Raw genomic sequence first — 22,082 nt, 5'->3', positions numbered from 1 at the left:
TGAGAAGCATTCCGGTAGGTGCGCTGTTCCGAGCATTTTCCTCCGCCTTGAACTCTGTATATTTAATTCTGATGTCCTTGAGGTTGGGTAGTCCTGCGACCCCCAAAACGCCGCCGACGGCTCCTAGAGTGACGACTTTTCCCGTCATGACAGACACAGAACGGCCAAAAGCTGACGGTGGCTACAGGCATAAATCGACCCCAAGCGAACGTCGACAACAATGCAGAAAGTTGAAAGGGCACTTAATCGGGTCTCACGCATCGAGTGAGTCTTGCACGATCTGCTATTAGGCGGCCACGACACTTTTTCAACTGGCCGCTGGATCACTACTACGCGGAAGTCGTCCTGCCACGAATTCAAAGTGGCCGCGTCGTAACTCCGAGCAAGGTTCCGTACAAACCACCGAGGTAACTCGTTTGCGCTAAAACGTTGAGACCTTTGATCTTGAAGGTTCCGCAACCCGGTAATGATTGCCGTGTAGCACTGCTTAAACGTCGGCCTCTCGAACACAAAACTCCGGCAACAGGACTTTCAGCCTTCTGGCACGGATATCGGCCGCCGCGTCTCAAATGGTTTTGCGTGCGATGCCATGCTCGGCCAACGCCCATTTACGCGCGAGTGCGCCATCATTGATTTCCCACGCCTGGCTCATGGGCACGGTGTGATTCCACCATGGCCGTCCACCACAAAGTGAAAGATGTTCAATGGGCCTGCGGATGTCATCAGCACGATGAGCTTTTGGTTATCCAGATCAGCAGGCTTCTGGGGCTCACCGCATCGCGCCAAGTAATCAGGCGAGGCGCACAGCACCCGCCAATTGGTGCTGAACCGGACGGCCATGTCTTGCACCTATTCCAAATCTATCTAGAACTCGTCCTCTGAAAGGCCGTATGTCGCAGTGTTGCCGTTAGCAACTTTGTAGAGGGTGAGCGTGATTGCGCTGTATTGGATGTTCCGGCTGGTGGTGGTTTCAGTGAGCGTCATTGATTCGGAGCGTGAAAGGCCCCCAGAGGTCAGGTCGCGATACCGAACGTCATAAGCACCAGCAGTGAGATTTTTGATGGTGAAGCGGCTTCGTGCAGGAATGTAAATCTGCCTTGCCGGCCTGGCTACCGCGCCTTGTAGGGAGACGAGTTTTAGAAACACGTCTGAGTTGTTCTGCCCATTGTCGATGGTTACTTCTGAATGGCCGGCTTTGTGCGTTTGTGGCTCATCTACTAGGTAACCGGCAGTACGGGGCCATGGGCGGCCATTGGGCGCGTTTTTTGGCCGCACGTAGGCCGGCTTCTTCGCGGCCGCCTCGCGCTGATTTGCAACGCTTATAGGGCGTTGAGCTGCGTTGGTGCCTGAGCCGTTAGAAGCTGTAACCGATGGAACGGCCTGAGCGGAGTACGGCATCGGACCACGCGGAGCGGAATAATGCGTTCCGGACGAATTCATTACCGTGATAATGATCACCGCAGCCACTGTAGCGATAGCGCCGAGATGGATGAAGAATCGGCTGTGAATGAAACCCCAACTACTCTTCAAACGATTGTCTTTGTCGCCGCCAAGTTCGTCTATGAAGGCTTCAAGGTTGCTGGTCAGGCTATCTCTTTCGTTGATCCCTGCCTCAGTGCGGCCAAGCGTCTTAGGGATCTTCTTGCAGTACGTTATCGCGTTTTGGGCGATTGACCGTGCTAGGTCTGGACGACCGGTTGAGTAGAAGTAATATGCTTGGTAACCCAACATTCTGGCGTTCTCCAGCGGTGGATGTGATCCACCGAACATGTTGGTGACCAATGCCTGAACCGTATACAGCGGGCCCCATGGAAATCCCCACCATCCAAGCAGCCAACTGGTTGCTGACGCCTTGAGAGACTGCTTTTGTGCGCAGGGACTGCAATACACGCCAACGATGGGTTTACGAATTGTGAGTAAGAGGAAGCTCTTCACGGAACGGAACACCACTACTCGTGGCTGGGCTGATACCTTGGCGCAGACGGAGCACACGATGGGATCTGGTACTTTAGACGTCTCGGGTTCTACGGCCCTGCTACGAGTGGTCTGAGTATCGTAATCGGCTTTGGAAGCCGGGTCCGAAAGCACTGCGTATGCCTCATTCAAAAACTGAAATTGCTGAGTCGTGTTGTTGCCAGGGTTGCGGTCAGGGTGCAGCTCCATGGCGCGTCTGCGGTATGCCGTTTTGATCTGCTCGGCGCTGACGATCGATGTTAGACCCAAGACTGCGTAGTAGCCTTTAGGATCGTCCTTATCGTGGTGCATTGAACAGTCCTTGTCGCATTCGTGGATAGGCAGAAAATTGGTTTTGAATCGATGGAGGCTATACCACTTCGAGCCGTCGGCTTGGGGCAGGGCAGGTTTTGTTCAGCGATTGAAGCGGAGTCGCTTTATGAATGCGGCGACATAGTAGCTAATTGCTATATTTGCCGTCCAACTGAACCGATTGATGGTCGTAACCGGTTTAAAAGATCGTGAGCTAATACGGGCCGACTTTCACAGGAGCTAACCTTGCCGTCAGTCCGCTCTTGGTGAAAGCGGCCTCCCTAGCCCTCGCATTACTAGTGCTAACAGACGACGTGGCATCGAGAGGCGCTCAGCGAATCCTGATGATGGGCAACATACAAACTTTGACAGCACGCTATCGGCCATAAGCGGAAGCTTCTGATCGCCTGCTTTCGACCAATAGGCTGCCCTTCGTCGAGTGCAATGTCACAATGCCGCCGATGGATGATGACCGCCCCGAGGAGGGAATGAGTGACTAATTTCGTATTTTCACGTAGAGCAATGCAAGCTCGCATCAATGACCTTGCGAAAACCCTTAGCCCCACTCAGCTCACGGCAATCATCAACAGACTCAACGCTACGAACGCCACCCGACTGCATGTAATGTGGGAGTTAGTAATATTGCATGGGCTCTCCCAGGCGGGACACCTCAAGCACGAGCAGGCGTTGCCAAATGGACGTTGCCCTGACATCCGCTGGACGATAAATAAGCAAGACGGTGGCACACTAACGATCATCGGTGATATCACCACAATATCAGATGATGGGCTTGACGCTCAGAACCCCCTAAAATATATAAGCGAAGAAATTCTTCGAATTGCATCTAAGTTTGGATTGCGCCCCGGAAATTTTTGGATAGATGTGCGTGGAGAAACTACAGGGCCTCGCCATAGAAGCAAAATGCGCCTAATGCTACCTGAAAAAACTGAGATGAGTAGCTTCATCAAAACAGAGCTTGAACCATGGTTTTATAGCATCAGAGAAGCCCCTGCAATAAAATCCAGATTTGATCGTACCGAAAACAACACCAGCCTTAAAATCATCTACGATCCGAATTGGGAGAATGGTGGTGGCAGCCATACTAGCTACACTGTAGCCACATCAAAAAGTATCAACCCTTTATTTAGTGCGCTAAAAGGTAAAGTTAAGCAGCTAAATGGCGCGTCAGATGACTCTCTTCGTATTATCATCGCCTGTGATGGCGGTTGCGATTTAATTAGACGCGGAAATCGAGGGAAATCACTATATACCTATAGCGCGCGAGAAGTCGCAGAAGACTTTCTTCGTCAGAATAGTAGTATTGATGCTGTGTTGCTAGTCGCCATAGATGAGCCGCATCAACCATTTGGTAGTCCACCAGAATATCAGATGAGCTACGAGCTAATTTTTGCTCCTCTTTTGGCTCGCTCTCACCGAGCTACGAATGAATCAATTGAATCATTGACCGCAGCGTTGCATGTCGCGTTACCAAACTTACCGAGGCCATTACGTCCCGCCTATCATTCTGCTTCGCTGCTGAAAACTCCAGGCGTTGGATACGATCAATTAGGAAGATATTCTATGCAAGGAAATAAGGTCACAATCTCATCTAGAGGGCTGCTTCGACTTCTCGCAGGGGAGATATCTACTGAAGAGTTCATTCGGGCGCACGGATGGAACGAACCTACGAACCACGCGAACCCATTTGCCAGTAATCTCAAAAATGGATTTATGATCAGCAACCTTGACGTAACTGGTGATGTGGACTCCGATGACGATAAGATCACTATTACAATAGATAAATTTGACGTAGCCGCAGCTCCTTTTATTTTTCCGAGCAAAGACAAAACGGGCAATATATAACGGTCAACTTTATCGAGCGGAGCTCACTCCAGCAAACTCAAATGGAGGCGCATTCTTGTCTTCAGGCGAGTGACCACTTCTGGCCGATTTCTGCCTTTCGTAACTGGCAGAAATTGGCCAGTTGTAGCTTGGTAGGGATACACGCCCGCTCGCTGTCATCTGCTTCTAACATGTCGACCTTGTTTCGCATAGGGTCAAGGCTGCCGTCGTCATCTATCGTGCATCCTTTGCACGTTATGTTTTTCTGCGACTGACATGTCGTCATCCGTCGGTCATCTGATGCGAAGCTGGGTCACAGCCTGAGCCAGTCCGCCCACTTTCCGTAGATTTCCGACGGTAGAACGGTCTGAAATTGAATCCCGGGTGCTCAGTGATCAGTCACTATTTGGCTCTTACAAAGAAGAGAGCCTTCGTCATGAGCAAAGACGCACAAACGATAGTCATCCTGCTGGATCAGCAGTACGAGCAGTTGCTTGCGGACGCGAGATGCTTGGTAGCAAGCTATGTGGATGCGTCCATGAAGTTGTACAAAAAGACCGGGGTCAAATCTGTTGTGGCTGGCGTATCAATCAAGCAGGTGAGCCCGAATGCGTATTCAATCTACTGGTGCAAACTGGTGCCGCTGCAAGGACAAAAAAACAAATTCGCGCCCCTGACTATTGCCAAGGGGAATGGCAAACATAAATACCGGTCTTCCTCGTTTGAGTTTGTTGAATATCCATACCGTCACCTCGTTCTGCAAGTTGAGGGGCGGCTTGCGGAGATTCGCCGCGTTGCGAGCGAGAATCGTCAGCTACGTCGGACGTTGGTTGCTTATGAGAAGAAGCTGTCTAGATACCAAGCGCTTAATCATGGCGACCTCTATTCGGCAGGGTAGCGGCTGAGTACCTATAAGCAGTGCCGAACAGATTTGACCCGATTGTAAATCCCGAAAGCCCCGTGCAGCTTGGTCTGGCGGGGCTTTCTCGTATCAGCAGTGAACTATGGCGAGATATATTGCTGCGCTTGATCAGGGAAGGCGACGGGTTCGGGCTATAAGCAGTGTAGGGCGCTAAATCTACTCGTTGTCAGCCAGCAGGCCCATGCAGGCGGGGGCGGAGGCCGTATTTGCTATTAGCAGTGACGCTTACGACAAAGTCAGCCGGCCAGCTTTCGTTTGTATTAGTAGTGAAAGGCTTCACTTTCATAAAATAAACATTGGTAGGTGCCGTTCCAGCTGGTACGTGTGTCGCGTAGCGGGTGGTGGCGGTAACGCGCTATCTCTCACTGCAACGCTGCTGCTCGAATGCAATGCGGTTAATTACGCACATGGGGATGGGGTAGCCCTGGATGTGTGTCGTGAGGGCCTCATTGCCTGCGATCACCATGATGCAGGATAGGCCTCTGCGGAAGCGCATTCCTCGTCCCGAGTAATTGCGCGGGATGATCTCCCATGTTTCGTCGTCGTAGTAACAGCCAACGATTTCTGACCAGTGCGATTGGATGCCCGCGCCCATGATGCCTACTGGGGTCAGGCAAAAAATTTCTACCTGGGTTTCCTGCCCAAGAGGTACAGCGTAAACCCGACCGTTTGGTGCAATAGGTGGGAAGTATTGCCCGTTACCGAGGTGACGAAATTCCATGGTGGTGCTCCGGATAGATGAGGTCGCTAGACACTCTCCGGTAGCTTCCTGAAAACCCAAGGTCAGCTGTTGTCAGCGAGTCGGCGCACGAGTTTATCTTGCTGGGCAAGCTAGCTCGCCACATGGCGTGCGTGCATGTAGCTGATCTAAACGCTTCGGCGTTTTGCTCACTTTCGCTAGGGTGCCGAAACTGACAGCCCTTCCGAAGTCATCCCATGACCTCACAGGCTTGGGAAAATACTGCGTATCGCAGCGGTAGGGTGCTCTGCCGTTGGATTTGGATCAGCGCCCGCTGCCAAAAGAGGCAGCGGGCAGTTTGCTGCAGGTAGCTGGCCGTACCGCTGAAGACTCAGTCGTCGCCACGCTTTTTGTCCAGACGCGCTGCGACCATGTAGCCAATAGCGCCTGCGATGGTCAGCGCACTGACGACGGCAAGCACGGCATATACAAGCAGCTCAAAACGATCCATGCCCTTACTCCTTTGATTTGAGGTCTAAAGGTTAAGGGCTTTTGATCGAATCCCAAATCTACTGTGTGACGGCTTTGCGCCCGGTGCCTGCAGGCTCTTTCCGCATGTAGGCCCTGGCACCGACGTACGCATCAGTTTCCCAAATATGCAAATGCCCTAACTCGTAGGCGACGTCATTCCGAGCCTCCAGATCCTCATCATCGGGTGCTTTTCCTCCAAGAATCGGGGCGTGGTGACCAGACGACCGCTGGTAGAGCTCGCAGGCATATGCTGCGCGACAGTCATCAATGTTTAGTCCGTGAGAAAGTAAAAGCTCTTGCGCTGCAGGTAGGTTCTTTGATTTCCATGTACGCCAAGCTGCAGGCTTCGGGCGCCTGCTGCCATGTCGTTTTTGAAATGCTGCGGCCTTATCCAGAATGACAATTTGCTCAGGATCAGAAATATTAATGATCCGATGCTCACGCTTATCTTTGCTGAACGCATAAAAGATGTTTTCCGCCTCGGCTTCTTTATGAGCATCTTCTGCGTCGAAGAAAAAAGCGTCTAGCATTGACATGCCGAGGTATCGAACCAATCTGATCAATGTTGCTAGCTGCTCTGAGTGGAGAGCCTGAATATCTACCATCGCGGCTTCAAACCTAGTTCGGTCAAGACCGCGAGGTACCGTAATCCGTGCATGGCTTGGAAAGCCAAGCCGGCTACCAGCATCAGCCGCTGAGCCCTTCCAGCGTCCATCACTTGCGAAGCTCATTACTGAATGTACAGTCTCAAGCAGAGCGATTACGTTTTGCTGCGGAAGGTTCCCTTGGTATGCCTGGATGTACAGCTCTTCCCCGTACTCCCTCACAAGTTTTTTATTGACGAATTCCAGGATATCCACCTCATGAGAGTCCCTGGCATAAACACAGAACTGCGCCCATTGCTGGTCGTGGATCATGGCCTCGTGTTGCCCAAGTAGCCCGCGTCGGACTGCCTCCCCGAGTACCGCCGAGCCGGCCTTGGTCAAGTCCCGATCAAAATGTGAGTGGAAACTCTGCTTCATGGGTCATTTCTCCATTCAGCTCAGGTGCTGAGCTGCTAAAGGAAATGTTGAGCGAGAAAAAATATCCTGGGCTTCGTTTTCGGTCGCATTTAGCGCCTGAAATTGACGAGCGCATCCATCCCGTAGACGGTCGTTTACGGCACACATATTCCAGCTGATCTTTTGGACTTGGGATTTACCGCTTTCCTGTCACTTTTCCTGTACCGAAATCAGCGAGAGAAAAACGTATGGGAAAGCGGATTGGATATGCCCGAGTGTCGACTGATGATCAGAACCTCGACCTGCAGCGAGATGCACTTGCTCTGGCTGGGTGTTCAACAGTCTACGAGGAGACCATTAGCGGCAAGTCGGCGGACAGGCCGGAGCTGGGGCATTGCCTTAAAGCTCTGCGTAATGGCGACACTCTGGTTGTCTGGCGACTGGACCGCCTTGGTCGCTCTTTGCCTGACTTGGTTGGGATTGTCAGTAGCTTGGAGCAGGAAGGGGTGGCCTTCGAATCCATAACTGAACGAATCGAAACCACCAGCGCTGCCGGCAAGCTGATTTTTCACGTGTTCGCTGCCCTGGCTGAGTTTGAGCGCAACCTCATTCGAGAACGAACTCGTGCAGGACTGGCTGCGGCTCGTGCCCGTGGGAGAAAAGGTGGACGCAAGCCTGCGCTGGATGATCGTCAGGTGCGTGAGATACGAGCTCTTCTCAGAGATCCTGAGATACAGGTAACCGATGTTGCCCGACGGTATGGCGTTTCTCGAACAACGCTTTACCGCTACGTCGGTTCGCCGAAATCATCTGCGGTCGTTTAAGTGGTGGTGTTGTTTTCCGCTGAAGTTGCCCAGAAAATTTTGGGCGCTATGACCTAGCAGGCAAGTGAAGGATATCTCTGGCGTACTACGTGTGCCGGACTCGCGAGTCGAAGGCGTTCAATGAAAACGAAGATGCTCAACACGAGTATTGAGCACCTTCGACGTGCGTTGAGCGCCTTCAGGGAGCGGTGGGAAGCTCCCATGCCCATCCGCCCTGCATACCTGTTTTGTGTGAACGTATACCTAGCTGTTTCTGGGCTCTGCGAATTGACGCCGAAGAAATGCAACGTTCTTCAGCTAAAGCCATCAACGCATTGATTGCAACAGGCCCAGCTTGCAACGTCTCCTCAAGAAAGCTGCGCGCTTCTTGAGTAGCTGATGCGGGTCTAGCGTTACCCGTTTGCTCGATAGCAGCGAGAATGGCTTCAGCGCTTCCTTCGATGGCATCTCCCCACCGGATGCAGGTTGTCTCCAACTGCTCGTCTATAACGATGGGCTCAACGAAATACTCGATCCCTCCGCTATCAATCGAAACGTTGGACTTGGCTCGGACAAGCACCCTGGCCTCTGAATTCTGATCCTTCTCTGCCACCAGTACAGTGCGAGCGAGCGCGGAGAATGCCTGACTGCCGATTACACGATTAGCTGCGGAGGACTGGGCCGTACCTTTGCTCAGGTGAGATATGCCGAGGACAGCGCAACAATGCCGCTCTGCAAAATCCACTACCATTTGTAGCCCTTGCCGAACCTCGTTTGCTCGGTGCATGTCCCCCCGTATGAGATTTATCAGTGGGTCGAAAATCAGCAATGAAACGCCGTCAATCCGTGCGGCTGCCTCGTTCAAAAGGGCAAAGTTGGCTGCAGGATCAAATTGTCGCCTGTTCCCGCTCTGATCCCTGAGCCCTTCGATAATGTGCACGCGGCTTAGGTCTGCATCTGCAGCCGTGAGACGAGGAATGATGGTGTCAGCTATACCATCCTCGCCGCTCCAGATTACGACGTTGCCAGCGGTCTCACTTTTGCTGCCGTCTGGCCAGTCACCACCTCTACTGAGTGTGGCGGCCAGCGAGATCGACAAGGTGGTTTTGCCGCATCCACCAGCGCCGGCAAGAATGGATAGCTTTCCCCTTGGCAGCCAGCCTGGCCAAATCCATTGGATTGTTTCCACTGGAATATCGACTGCCGCTGTGAGTTCTACCATCCAGCCCGGCTGTTGAGGTGTTCGGCGCTGCATCACAGCGCCTCCCTTTGTCGAATCCAAGCCTGGATTTCACTGTTACGCCAGCCGACGCTGGAGCCGCACAACAGGCGTTGGCGCGGGAAAAGGCCTTCCGATATTTTGCGATAGATCGTTGAGCGTTTTAGGCCGACGATTGCCTCGACATCGCGCAAACGAAGAATTTTGTCATCGTCGCCGACGTCGTCAGAGTTGCTAACGTGCATTTCCATAGGTTGAGTCCTAGGTTCTGAAGCGTGGGGCAGCGTCCTCCGGCACTACTGCTAAAAAGGGTAAAAGACGGGTATCGGCTGGCTATATAGCGAGCAGGGGCATTTGCCACACGCATAGGGTATATGCGCGTTTCCGAGATTTATGATCGGTAGCGTCGGAGGTCGTTGTGGGCTACAGAAGTTCTAGGGCCGTAAGGCTTCTAGGGGCAGAACGGACTGAGAGAGTTCTGACCAGATACGCAAATCAACCAATGGCAGCTGATGCGGCCCGTTCAGCGGATGCGAACGAGGCGAAAGTTTTTAACGTCGTTACCAGGGCGACGTGGCGGACCGTTGCGGATCAATAGGGATCGCTTGGGACGGACACTTTTTAACATGAGAGTTCCGGGCTGGCAATCAGCGGGTGCACTGCCTTGGTTGGGAAAGGATGGCCCAACCAGGGCAGTGGCTATCTGAGTGCTCAGCGTTTATCGGGCTCAACTAGTTATCTGTAGCGATATCGAGCTTGGGCAGCGCCTTGACGATTTTCTGGGTTTCCAGGCTAACAGTGACCACGCGCTGGAACAGCTCTAGTGGGTACTTAGGGTTACCCATGGTTTCCACGGCCCAGTCGTTGGCGTCGTTGACGATCCCGCTGGCTTTGTCGGTGCGCACGGCTTGGCGCTCCATCACCCAGTCCAGTGCGGCCTTGCCGTTGACCACGTAATCCCAGGCCGCTTCAGGAATGCCCTTTAGGGTGATGCGGGTGTTGTAGATGACCGTGCTCTTTTCGCCTTTCTTGGCGAACTTCATCTTCTCTACCCGGTAATCGGCATTGGTGAGCTGGCCCTTGGTTTCGATGGTCAGAGGGTACAGCTCGACTGTTTCGTAGTTAAGGTGAAAGTCAGCCAAGGCGCGGCCGGCTTTGCTGAAGGCCCAGAAATCGGCGGCTTTCTTTACTGCCGGGATGCGTGGCAGTTCTTTGCTAAGGTTGTCGGAAAAGCGTTCGCGGTAATCCGGCGAATGCAGGATGCCGTAGACGTAATAGAACAGGTCTTCTTTGCTGATCTGCTCGGCGGGGTAGGCACTCCGGAAGTGTGCCAGCCCTGCCTCGGTAATGGCGTCGCGGCGTTTTAGGCCAGACTCAACCCTACCTCGAGCGAACAAGTCACCAGTACCCCCTTCATTATCAGTAGCTTGGGCTTGCTCGTCGTAGAGGTAGAGCGGGAACCATTGGACAACATCCTCGCCAACAAACTTACTTGGCAGAGTATTGGCAATGAGCACAGAAAAAAAACCGCCTACCGATGTTGTATTTATTACCAAGTTTTCCGCTTCTGCATGCGGAAATATCCTCGGCATCTGAAGCACCATCTCATTGAAAGTGCGGTTAAAATATAACCATTGTTTAGTAAATGGACGATAAAGCGAAGGCGTCAGGGAGGTAGCTTCGCATCCAAAAGAGCGGTTTTTCGCCAGTTCTTGCTTCAAACCACGCGTCCAGCTAATACGCTCGGGGTTGGTATCAATGAAGTCGTCCAAGACCGCTTCACGCTTCTTTTTGTCCAGCTCTGGGTACATCGAATTGAAACGCGTCACCTCAGCATTATAGAAATCAATCATGCTTGTCATGTTGGCCTCCAGCTTGCCCCGACTAGCGTTGTAGGCCCAGGCATCCCGGTTGGTTACTACGCCCAACGAGAAGTTATCGAACAGTTTTATGCCATCGCCCTTCTTATCACCTAACACAATATGGTCGGCAAAACTTTCATCGCGCTGTTTTAACCAATCCCCGTGCTCATCTGGGCTAATCAGCCGCCACTGCTCGATACCACCCACGCTGGCATAGCCAGCGAGTTTCTCCAGCTTCTGCTCACGACTCAGGTAGTCACCAATATCGTGGAAGTGAATTCGACCGTGGCTCTGTGCGTCGGGGTTCTTGATCAGCAGCGATATGGCGATGGGGGCACGGCTGCCGCTGCCAAAGATCTTGCCACCTTCTTTGCGTGAGGTTTCGCCACTGGTACGCTGGTTGCCACGCAGGTGGAACACATAAAGGCTAGAGAATTCATCGGCCAGGCACTTGCGCAATCCGCCGGCGGTGTTGGCTTCTAGAAACCCTGCATTGGTGACAAAGCCGATGATGCCGGCATCACCAATACGGTCGCTGGCCCAGCGAATGGCGCGGATATAGCTGTCATACAGCCCTTTAGCGAGAGTGGCGCTGGAGCGTGCAGCATAGGTCTCCTCAATGCGCTGATCCAATGCTGGGTAGCTGATATTCTGGTTGTTATCGTTCTGGCTACCCTGCCCAATGGAGTACGGTGGGTTGCCCACAATCACCCGAATATCCAGCGCCTTCTGCCGCTTGCGTCGGGCACTGTTGTCCTCCAGCAGCGCGTCTACCAAGTCGTCCTTCTCATACATTTGGAAGGTGTCGGTCAGACAGATACCTTCAAACGGCGTGTACTCGTCGATTACTTCGCCGTGGTAGGCCGCTTCGATATTGATGGCGGCAATATAGTAGGCCAGCAACACCAGTTCGTTGGCATGGATCTCGTGCCTGTATTTGTGCGGCAACTCTTCCGGCTTGATCAGGCCAGACTGGATCAGGCGGGTGATGAAAGTGCCTGTGCCGGTGAAGGGGTCGATGATGTGAACGCCCTTGCTACCCAGCGTCTGGCCGAACTCCTGTTGTAGCAGGTGATTAACGCTGTGGAGGATGAAGTCCACCACTTCGACTGGCGTATAAACAATTCCCAATCGCTCTGTCATTTTGGGAAAGGCGTTGCGGAAGAATTTGTCGTACAGCTCGACGATGATCTTCTGCTTGCCCTGGGCGTTGTCAATACCGGCAGCACGCTGACGTACGCTGGCGTAGAACTTCTCTAGAGTGTCGGCTTCCTTAGCCAGGTGGTGCTCATGTAGCGCATCCAGTACGCCTTGCATGGCCTTGGACATAGGGTTGTGGCTTGCAAAGCTGTATTCCTCGAACAGTGCATCGAACACTGGCTTGGTTACCAGATGCTGGGCAAGCATTTCGATGATCTCGCCATCGCTGATACTGTCGTTGAGATCATCGCGCAGCTCAGCAGCGAAGGCCTCGAAAGTCGCTCTCTCCTTGGTGTATTCAGGGTTCTCCAAAATGCCTTGGATACGGTCGATATGCGTACGGGCAATCTTGGCGATGTCGTTGGCCCAGTCTTCCCAGTGATGGCGGTTGCCGCACTTGTCGACGATTTTGGCGTAGATGGCCTTCTCGATTTCCCCCACCTCATAGGCCAGCTCCGCCTGCTGGGTCATCTGGCCTTCGACATCGTACTTAGCGCGTTTCTCACCAATGCCGTACTGGCCTTTGCCTGCCTGGCCGTTGCTGGTGCCGCTTGTTTTCCTGGCCTTTTTATCGGCCTTGTCGGTGATGGCGATGACTTCCATCTTGCGCGGGTCAGAGCCGATCAGGTCGAGCTTGTTGACCATGGCGTCGAAGCTGTCGTCGTGCGAACGCAGTGCCTGAAGCACCTGCCAGACCACTTTGTAGGTCTGGTTGTCATTAAGCGCTTCGTGGGGCTCCATGCCGGCCGGAATGACCACGGGCAGCACCACGTAGCCGCGTTTTTTACCCGGTGCGTTGCGCATCACCCGGCCCACCGATTGCACAACGTCGACCTGGGAATTGCGCGGGGTGAGGAAGAGCACGGCGTCAAGCGCCGGTACGTCCACACCTTCAGATAGGCAGCGCACGTTACTGAGGATGCGGCAGGTATTGGCTGGCGGTTCTTCCTTAAGCCAGTTGAGCTTGGCTTCCTTGGCGCTGGCGTTCATGCCGCCATCGACATGTGCGGCTTCGCAGATGATGCGTGAGGCCTCATCGATGTTTTCTGACTCCTGATAAGCCTCCACCACCGACTGGAACATGCTGGCGATGTTGATCGAGCTGACCTTGTGCTTGGTGCCCTTGTAGTTGGGCGAGATGACCTGGCAGAAAGCTACAGCGCGCCTCATGGGCTGATCATCACCCACCAGGTTTTCGGCCAATCCCTGCTTGGCCAGCGCCTTCCAGCAACCGACTATCTTGGCGGCGTCGTCTACCTTGAGCTGGTTGTTTTCGTCCTTCAGCATCTCCTGAAGGCGCCGGCTGATGGTGCTCTCCTCGACGGTGAGTACCAGCACCTTGTAATCGGTGAGCAGGCCCCGCTGAACGGCCTCGGAGAAGTTGATGACGAACAGCTCTTTGCCGTAGAGCGTGTCGTCATCCATCGAGCACAGGGTGACTTCACCGGACTCGGCCTTGAGCTTGGCGTTGTCACCGTAGATGCGCGGCGTGGCGGTCATGTACAGACGTTTGGTGGCGCGGATGTAGTCGGCATCGTGAACGCGCACAAAGTTGCTTTCGTCATCGTCGCCAAAGGTGGCGCCCGTGGTGCGGTGCGCTTCGTCGCAGATCACCAGATCGAAAGCGGCCAGGCCATGATCAGCCTGGGCACGGCTGATCACGTCGATGGAGTGATAGGTGGAGAACACCACGCTCATGTGCTCGGCATCATGGCGCTTGAGCATTTCCGCTGCGAGGCGATCTGCCTTAGTGGTGGCCGGGTAGCGTAGCTCGTGGGTGAACACCTGAACCGCGTCATCCTCTGCTTTACGCTTCTTGCCAACGTCGCTGTCGGAGCAGACGGCAAAGCTGTGGAGCGGGGTTGCGCTTTCCTGCGTCCATTCGGTGAGAGTCTGCGACAGTAGCGACAGGCTGGGTACCAGGAACAGTACGCGCTTGCCCTTGCCGGCCTGCTGCTCGGCAATTTTCAGGCTGGTGAAGGTCTTGCCGGTGCCGCAGGCCATGATCAGCTTGCCGCGTTCGGCGTCCTTTAGGCCAGCGGCAACGGCATTCAGCGCGGTTTGCTGGTGCTCGCGCAGCTGCTTCTTGGCCTTGAGCGCGACGGCTTGATGGGGCTGGTATTTGGCCCAGTCTATCTGGCTGTCTTCCAGGGCTTGCAGGTCGATTTTACTGACCGGAGGCTGCTGGCCCTGCAACGCGTCCTCGGCATGCTCGCTCCAGTTGTTGGTGGTGGCGACGATGACGCGGTGCGAGAACGGCGCTTTGCCCGAGGCGGTGAAGAAACTGTCTATGTCCTTCTTCTGGACTTTGTAATCCTCGGCGTACAGCTTGCACTGGATGGCGTGGTACTCGCCGGTGCCCTGAGTGCGAGCCACTAAATCAATGCCCGCATCTTTGCCACTGAGGCTTTGTTCCTTCGCCCACTCCGCATACGTCCATACTTTGTCGTAAAGGTCGCGGTAGGTGGCTTCGTTGCGGAGGTAAGTGCAAATCAGCTCTTCGAAGTAAGTACCTTTTTCGCGTTCGGTGACAGAAGCGCTGCGGTAGGTATTCAGCAAAGCTGATAAGGCTGACATCGGTAGGAATTCCTTTTGGACTGCGCCTGGCGCATTACAGGCGCCAAATCGACGCAGTTTAGCAATTCAGCCAGTACTGGAGCGATAAGATAGTGCTCGTATTAGCTTGAAGGCTCGCTGGCTGATGGGTGCGATCGCATTCAGCGTTTCATCGAGTCCAAAAAGTCGGCCCAGATCTGCATCATTTCACGGCGCTCCGGCAAGAATGTGGTGCGGTCATATGCCCTGCCCAGTGGACTTTTCACGGTGTGCGCCAATTGGTGCTCAAGTAGGTCGGGACGAAACCCCAGCACCTCAGCGCCTATGGTTCTCGCGGTCGCACGAAAGCCGTGCCCTGTCATTTCGTCGCCGCTGATGTCCATGCGGCGTAACGCACTGAGTACTGCATTGTTGGACATCGGCCGGTCGCCTCCTCTTGCTGAGGGGAAGGCGTACCGATGTCTGCCGGTGAGTGGTTTCAGCTCGCGTAGAACAGCGATTGCTTGCTGGCTCAGGGGAACCAAATGATCCGGGCGATCCTGTTTGGTGGCAGTGAGTCCTTTCATCTTGTGGCCGGGAATCAACCATTCGCCAGCATCCAGATTGACCTCGGACCACTCCATGTGCCGCAGGTCTCCAGGCCGGCAGAACAGCAGTGGGGCCAACTTCAACGCACAACAAACAGGCATCGTTCCGCTATAGCTATCCAGTGCTTTGAGCAGTGCCCCGAGTTTTTCAGGATCGGTCACGGCAGCAAAGTGTTTCACTCGCTTGGCTGGGAGCGTACGAGAGAGATTCCCAATCTGGTTGGGTGGGGTGATACCGGCAGCTTCGGCGAACTCGAAAATTTGTTTGTAGATCTGGGCAACACGACGCGCAGTCTCGCGAGCCCCGCGCGTGATGATGCGTTGCAGGTTTTCGACCAGCATGGGTGTACTGAGGCTGCTGATTGGGAGTTTTCCCAACCAGGGGTAGGCATTGAGCTCAAGGCGCTGTCGCACCGTGCGGGTGTACTCCGGATCCCAGGATGATTCGCGAATGGTGAGCCATTGCTTAGCGACCGATTCAAAGGTGTGTTGGTGATCGACCTGGCTGACCACCTTGGCCATGCGTCTTTGCAGCGAAGGGTCTTGTCCGCCGGCAAGCTGAACACGAGCGTCATCACGTTTGCGACGGGCCTCCTGCAGGCCGACCTCTGGGTAAACGCCAAGAGCCAGGCGTTTTTCCTTTCCCAGAAAACGGTATTTCAAGCGCCAGTAGCGACCTCCGTTGGGCTGCACTTCAAGGTACAGACCCTGTTCGTCGTATAGCCGATAGGGCTTGTCCTGGGGCTTGGCGTTGCGGCAGTTGGTATCTTTCAGGGGCATTGGGGGCACATCCTCTCCGAGCGAGCTGATGAGCGTTTTATGCCCCCATATATGCCCCCGTCAACCGTGGGATGCCCTGGGATCAGGTGGGAAAACGCGGGCAAGAAAAAAGCCGTAAAGCTTTGATTTCTCTAGGCTTTACGGCTTTTCTGGGTCTTCCTGGGAAGACTAAATGGTGGAGCCGGGGGGATTTGAACCCCCGTCCGCCAGTACTCCGCTGTCGGTACTACATGCGTAGCCGTTTCTATTAAGTTAACCCTCAGCGACCCGAAGGGCAGGGTGCTTTGGGCGAGTTGTGTAAGTTTTAGCCGCTTCGTCCACAACGTACTGCACGGCGATTCTGTTCTATATGACAATCACTTTGGGTTTACAGACATCCCCTGGTGATTGCTGGACCCGAAGGTACCAGAAGCTCAGGGCTAAGGCTGCTTACGCAGCGAGAGCGAATTCCTGGCCGTAGTTTTCGTCATTGGCAACTATAAGAAGTTGCAACAGTGGATTTACGAGTTCTGTTACCAACTCGGCATGCACCTAAAGTTTCGCGACCGGCGTCGAATCCTAAACGGCCCCGTGCTTGTAACTCGTTGTTTCTAGTGAGTGACAAGCTTGTGCAGTGTACGCCAAACCTTCACGAAAGGCCAACCCGAAGGTCGGCCCTATCGCTTACTGACCGCCTTTCTCGCTGTTCTGCAGGTCTTGCAGGGCCTTGGAGGTGATTTCGATGCACTTCTTGTCATCACCTGCCGCATGGGCGGCCTTGGCTTGGGAGACGGCGGTGTCGATTTCGCCGCTTTTGCCACTGGTGTCGGTGGACAGCAGGGCTTTACCGTTGTTGATTTTGTCCAGGTTGATCTGGCACAGGTCTTTATCGCCGGCTGCAAAAGCAGGGGATGCCAGCATCGCAGCGGTAATGAACAAGCCAGCAAGAGCGGAACGCTTCATAGGGTATCTCCTTGCGCAAAGGGCTCGACGCTGCTGGCGTTGAGGGGCTGCCAGCGACATCACTGATGAACCTCGTTTGTCGAGGCCTATGCAGATGACTACGCCGGCGCGCAGGGGTTCTGTTTTATTTTGCAGGCTTAATGGGCGCGGGCCTGGGTGACGCGGTCGACGAGGTAGACCAGCCCGTGATAATCGATGCCGCCGTGCAGGCTCAGGCCGATCTCGCAGGTGCGGCTGGTGGAGATGCCTTCGCTGCAGTGTTGCACCGCGTCCTTGAGGCTGCGCAGTGAGTGGGCGTTGAGTTCCGGGGTGGTGAAGCCTTTGTCGCCGGCAAAGCCGCAGCAGTGAATGCCTTCGGGGACGACGACGGTCCTGGCGCAGCGTCGGGCGAGGTCGATCAGCGCCTGGCTTTCGCCCAGGTGCTGGGTGCTGCAGGTGACGTGGACGGCAATGGGCGCTTCCTGCGGCGTGAAGTCGAGGCGGTCCATGAGGTGGGTGCGGATGAAACGTACGGGGTCGTAGAGGTCCAGGCGTGTCTCGCCCAGGTCTTGCGTCAGGCGCAGGGTGCACGGGCTGGTGTCGCAATAGATCGGGTCGAGGCCGCCACGGCTGGCGTGAAGCAGGGCGCCGATCAGTTCCTGGCGCTTGTGTTCGGCCTGTTCGGCATAACCCTTGGAGGCGAAGGGTTGGCCGCAGCACAGGTTGTCCTGGTGGTCGGGGAAGACCACTTGGTAACCGGCTTTTTCCAGCAGGCCACGGGTTTTGTCGTACAGCGACATTTGCTCTTTATCACCCGCCGCCGGGCCCATGGCGCGTGAGACGCACGCCGCCAAGTAGACCACCCGTGGTCGCTCGTCGGTAACGGCGGGGCTGAAGCGAATGGCTTTTTCCGGCTGTGGCATGGCGTTGGTCCACTGCGGGACTTGCCCTTTGGACAGCCGGGTGACGGTGGCCGATAACTTCGCCAGGCGCGGGGCGCCCAGCAGCATGCGTGCGCCGTTGGCGACGTGCAGGGTAAAGCGCGCGCCTTGCAGTGCGGTGGCGAAATGGGTGGCGAGCCATTCAGCGGTTTTCGTACGGTCGGCGTCGCGGCTGCGCAGCTTTTTCACCAGGTCGCCGGTATTGATGCCTACAGGGCAGCGTTGGGCGCAGAGCCCGGTCGCGGCGCAGGTGTCGATGCCTTGGTAGTGATAGGCCACTTCCAATTCGGTGGTGTCGACGCCGGCGCGTTGTTTGGCCTGGATGTCGCGCCAGATCACGATGCGTTGGCGCGGGCTCAGGGTCAGGCCTTTCGACGGGCATACCGGCTCGCAGAACCCGCATTCGATGCACTTATCCACAAGCGCGTCGGCGGCGGGCAGGGGCTTGAGGTGTTTGAGGTGAATCTGCGGGTCTTCGCTGAGCACCACGTCCGGGTTGAGGATGCCGTTGGGGTCGAGCAGGCGCTTGAGCTGCCACATCAGTTGATAGGCATCGCTGCCCCATTCCAGTTCGACGAACGGCGCCATATTGCGACCGGTGCCGTGTTCGGCTTTCAACGAGCCACCGAACTCAACCGCCACCAGCTGCGCAACGTCGTCCATGAACGCTTGATAGCGTGCGACTTCTTCCGCGCTGTTGAAGCCTTGAGTGAAGACGAAGTGCAGATTGCCTTCCAGGGCGTGTCCGAAAAGGATGGCTTCGTCGTAGTGGTGTTTTTCGAACAGCTCGATCAAACGGTTGACGCCAATCGCCAGCTGCTCGACCGGGAAGGTGACATCTTCGATGATCACGGTAGTGCCGGTTTTGCGTACGGCGCCCACGGCGGGGAAGGTGTCCTTGCGAATCGCCCAGAGCCGGGCGTTTTCCAGCGGGTCTTCGGTGAAGTCGACCTGCTTCTCCACCGCAAAAGAGGCGAGTGAGGCCATGATCAGCGCCAGTTGTTCATGCAGCAATGAAGGAGAAGCGGCGCGGGATTCGATCAGCAGCGCGCAGGCATTTTCCGATAGTTGCTGTACGAACGCCGGCATGCCCGGTTTGTTCTGTACCGAGCGCAGGCTGCGCCGGTCCAGCAGCTCAACGGCCGACACCGGCTGGGTTTTCAGCACGGTGACCGCGTTGCAGCAGGTCTCGACGTCCGGGAATACGATGAGTGCCGAGGCTTTGTGCGGGTGATCGATCACCGTGTCGTAGGTCACGGCGCTGATAAAACCCAGTGTGCCCTCGGACCCCACCAGTAAATGGCTGAGGATATCCAGCGGGTCATCGAAATCCACCAGGGCATTCAGTGACAGGCCGGTGGTATTTTTCAGACGGTATTTGTGGCGGATCTTTGCCGCCAGTTCGGCGTTTGCCCGCGTCTCCCGGCCCAGTGTCGCCAGACGTTCCAGCAGCGCGCCATGGGTGTGGCGGAAGGCCTGGATGCTGGCGGGGTCTTCGGTGTCGAGGCGGCTGCCATCGGCCAGGACCAGACGAATGCCTGCCAGGGTGTGGTAGGTATTTTGCGCCGTCCCGCAGCACATGCCACTGGCGTTGTTGGCAACGATGCCGCCGATCTTGCAGGCGTTGATCGACGCCGGGTCCGGCCCGATCTTGCGCCCGAATGGCGCAAGCCAGGCGTTGGCCTGAGCGCCGATGACGCCGGGTTGCAGGCGGATCTGCAGGCCTTGCTCGCGAATTTCGCGGCCATTCCACTGATCACCCAGCACGATCAGCACCGAGTCGCTGATGGCCTGGCCGGACAAGCTGGTGCCCGCCGCGCGAAAGGTCACGGCGACGCGGTCGCGCTGGGCCAGTTGCAGCAGCGTGACCACTTCGTCTTCCGATTCCACGCGTATCACCAGCTGTGGGATCAATCGGTAAAAGCTGGCGTCGGTGCCGAAGGCGAGGGTGGAAAGTGGATCGTCAAAACGACGATCCTTCGGGATCAGTTGTGCGACGTCGCTCAGGAATGCGGCAGGCAGGCTCATCGGTCCTCCAGAAATAGCTGACGCCGGAACCGTTGTCCGGCGTCGATTCTTACCCTGTTGCGTGCAAGTCTCAGTGCACCAGCATACCGGTGAACCAATACGCCTGTGCCAGGGTGATCAGCCCGACGATCGTGGCGAAGAACAGGCTGTGTTTAAGGGTAAAGCGGAACAGGTCGGACTCCTTGCCTACCAGGCCGGTCGCGGCACAGGCCACGGCGATCGATTGCGGCGAAATCATTTTGCCGGTCACGCCGCCACTGGTATTTGCCGCCACCAGCAAGGTGTCGTTGACGCCGATCTGGTGGGCGGTGGTGGCCTGCAACGAGCTGAACAGTGCATTGGACGAGGTGTCCGAGCCTGTCAGGAAAACGCCGAGCCAGCCGAGGAACGGTGAGAAAAACGGGAAGGCCGCGCCGGTGCCGGCCAGCACCAGGGCCATGGTCGAGGACATGCCCGAGTAGTTGGTGACAAAGGCGAAGGCCAACACCATGCCGATGGACAGGATCGGCCAGCGCAGCTCGTAGAAGGTCTCTTTTAAAGTGGTAAGACCAGTTTTAACGTCTATTTTCAAGACCGCCATCGAGATCAGCGCGGAGAAGAAAATCGCGGTGCCTGTTGCTGAAATCGGGTCCAGCTTGAATACCGCCGGTATGGCGGCGGGGTTGGTGACGATCGGCGCGACTTTGATTACCAGTTGATCCAGGTGCGGGATCGCAAAGTTGAACACCCAGCTGTACATCGAGCCGCCTGCGGCGAACATCGCCTTGAAGGGTTTGAGGGTCCAGATGGTCACCAGCACGGTGAGTATCAGGAAGGGCGACCACGCCTTGAAAATCTGCCCCAGGCTGTACGGCGAAACCAGGGTGTTGCGCGGCAAACCGAAGCCACCGGCGCTGGCGGTAACCGCCGTGCTCGAGGTGGCGCCGGCAATCTGCGCGCCGGCGCTGCGTTTGGGTTGCCAGACTTTGAGGAATAAAGTCAGGGCGATCAGGCTGGCCAGTGCCGAGGTGATGTCGGGCAGTTCCGGGCCGATGAAGTTGGAGGTGAAGTACTGAGTGACGGCAAAGCTCAGGCCCGCCACCAGGGCTGCGGGCCAGGTCTCGCGAACGCCGCGCAGGCCGTCCATCATGAACACCAGCCAGAACGGCACGAACAGTGACAGCAGGGGCAGTTGGCGACCGGTCATGGCGCCGATCTTGAAGGCGTCGATGCCGGTGACCTGGCCCGCCACAATGATCGGGATACCCAGCGCACCAAAGGCGACCGGTGCGGTGTTGGCAATCAGGCACAGGCCGGCGGCGTAGAGCGGGTTGAAACCCAGGCCGACCAGCAGCGCGGCGGTAATTGCCACGGGCGCACCGAAACCGGCCGCCCCTTCGAGGAAGGCGCCGAAGCAGAAGCCGATCAGCAGTACCTGCAGGCGCTGGTCGTCGGTAATCGACAGGACCGAGCTGCGGATCACTTCGAATTGGCCGCTCTTGACCGTCAATTTGTAGAGAAATACCGCCGCCACGATGATCCATGCAATCGGCCACAAGCCATAGGCGAAGCCGTAGCCGGCGGCGGCCAGGGCCATGTCCACCGGCATCTGGAAGGCGAAAATCGCCACCAGGATCGACAGCGCCAGCGTGATGCTGCCGGCCACGTGCCCCTTGAGGCGGAATACAGCCAGGGCCAGGAAGAAAAATACGATGGGGATAACGGCGGCCAGTGCGGATACACCGAGACTGCCAAGAGGGCTGTAGAGCTGTTGCCAGGTTTGCATATGGGGTGGCCCCTGATTGTTGTTGTTTATACGCTCTGGATAATTGGTAATACCAATTTACAGTCGCTGTGGGCTAGATTAAGAGGCTTGGCAGGGGTGTGTCAATTTGCCGCCCAGGAAACTTTGGTCGTACGAGTGGGTGTGCGGCGTTCTGATCGGGATAATCCGAGGCGTTCTGAT

General features: G+C 55.8%; 13 protein-coding genes and 1 other RNA gene. 3 read left to right on the top strand and 11 right to left on the bottom strand.

The window, feature by feature from the left end; translation table 11 throughout:
* Positions 1 to 864: 864 nt before the first annotated feature.
* Positions 865 to 2,265, bottom strand: coding sequence for a J domain-containing protein (locus BFP90_RS17870; protein ID WP_065897606.1), 1,401 nt, complete (start codon positions 2,263 to 2,265; stop codon positions 865 to 867).
* Positions 2,266 to 2,757: 492 nt separating this feature from the next.
* Between BFP90_RS17870 and BFP90_RS17865 the strand changes: the two genes are divergently transcribed.
* Positions 2,758 to 4,128, top strand: a complete 1,371-nt coding sequence (locus tag BFP90_RS17865) for a hypothetical protein (protein ID WP_256097483.1) — start codon at positions 2,758 to 2,760, stop codon at positions 4,126 to 4,128.
* A gap of 415 nt (positions 4,129 to 4,543) precedes the next feature.
* Positions 4,544 to 5,005: a conjugative transfer protein MobI(A/C) gene (mobI, locus tag BFP90_RS17855; RefSeq protein ID WP_065897648.1), complete on the top strand. Its 462-nt coding sequence runs from the start codon at positions 4,544 to 4,546 to the stop codon at positions 5,003 to 5,005.
* Positions 5,006 to 5,384: 379 nt separating this feature from the next.
* Here mobI and BFP90_RS17850 read toward each other — a convergent pair whose 3' ends face one another.
* Complete coding sequence (locus tag BFP90_RS17850; RefSeq protein ID WP_065897604.1) at positions 5,385 to 5,750, bottom strand: hypothetical protein; 366 nt, start codon at positions 5,748 to 5,750, stop codon at positions 5,385 to 5,387.
* Positions 5,751 to 6,277: 527 nt separating this feature from the next.
* Complete coding sequence (locus BFP90_RS17845; RefSeq protein ID WP_065897603.1) at positions 6,278 to 7,261, bottom strand: integrase; 984 nt, start codon at positions 7,259 to 7,261, stop codon at positions 6,278 to 6,280.
* 227 nt (positions 7,262 to 7,488) lie between these two features.
* Between BFP90_RS17845 and BFP90_RS17840 the strand changes: the two genes are divergently transcribed.
* Positions 7,489 to 8,064 (top strand): recombinase family protein, encoded by a 576-nt coding sequence (locus tag BFP90_RS17840; protein WP_065897602.1) that lies wholly within the window; start codon positions 7,489 to 7,491, stop codon positions 8,062 to 8,064.
* 178 nt (positions 8,065 to 8,242) lie between these two features.
* Here BFP90_RS17840 and BFP90_RS17835 read toward each other — a convergent pair whose 3' ends face one another.
* The 8 genes from BFP90_RS17835 to BFP90_RS17800 form a co-directional block, all read right to left on the bottom strand.
* Positions 8,243 to 9,298 carry an AAA family ATPase gene (locus BFP90_RS17835; RefSeq protein WP_065897601.1) on the bottom strand — a complete coding sequence of 352 codons (1,056 nt, stop codon included), beginning with the start codon at positions 9,296 to 9,298 and terminating at the stop codon, positions 8,243 to 8,245.
* A complete protein-coding gene (locus BFP90_RS17830) occupies positions 9,298 to 9,513 on the bottom strand; it encodes a helix-turn-helix transcriptional regulator (RefSeq protein ID WP_065897600.1) in 216 nt (71 codons plus the stop codon). The genes BFP90_RS17835 and BFP90_RS17830 overlap by 1 nt, the downstream gene beginning before the upstream one ends.
* A gap of 480 nt (positions 9,514 to 9,993) precedes the next feature.
* Positions 9,994 to 14,901, bottom strand: a complete 4,908-nt coding sequence (locus BFP90_RS17825) for a DEAD/DEAH box helicase (protein ID WP_065897599.1) — start codon at positions 14,899 to 14,901, stop codon at positions 9,994 to 9,996.
* Positions 14,902 to 15,041: 140 nt separating this feature from the next.
* Positions 15,042 to 16,247 carry a tyrosine-type recombinase/integrase gene (locus tag BFP90_RS17820; RefSeq protein ID WP_065897598.1) on the bottom strand — a complete coding sequence of 402 codons (1,206 nt, stop codon included), beginning with the start codon at positions 16,245 to 16,247 and terminating at the stop codon, positions 15,042 to 15,044.
* Positions 16,248 to 16,420: 173 nt separating this feature from the next.
* Positions 16,421 to 16,817, bottom strand: a transfer-messenger RNA (tmRNA) gene (ssrA, locus tag BFP90_RS17815).
* A 93-nt stretch (positions 16,818 to 16,910) separates the two neighbouring features.
* Positions 16,911 to 17,189, bottom strand: a complete 279-nt coding sequence (locus BFP90_RS17810; protein WP_065897597.1) for a hypothetical protein — start codon at positions 17,187 to 17,189, stop codon at positions 16,911 to 16,913.
* A gap of 137 nt (positions 17,190 to 17,326) precedes the next feature.
* Positions 17,327 to 20,137 (bottom strand): FAD-binding and (Fe-S)-binding domain-containing protein, encoded by a 2,811-nt coding sequence (locus BFP90_RS17805; protein ID WP_065897596.1) that lies wholly within the window; start codon positions 20,135 to 20,137, stop codon positions 17,327 to 17,329.
* A gap of 70 nt (positions 20,138 to 20,207) precedes the next feature.
* On the bottom strand, positions 20,208 to 21,902 hold the full coding sequence (locus BFP90_RS17800) for a lactate permease LctP family transporter (RefSeq protein ID WP_065897595.1): 1,695 nt from the start codon (positions 21,900 to 21,902) through the stop codon (positions 20,208 to 20,210).
* Positions 21,903 to 22,082 lie beyond the last annotated feature (180 nt).

The organism is Pseudomonas sp. 24 E 13, from assembly GCF_900004715.1.
Taxonomy (GTDB): domain Bacteria; phylum Pseudomonadota; class Gammaproteobacteria; order Pseudomonadales; family Pseudomonadaceae; genus Aquipseudomonas; species Aquipseudomonas orientalis_A.
Note: the sequence above shows the minus strand (reverse complement) of the source record. Positions and strands in the feature narration are given on the sequence as shown.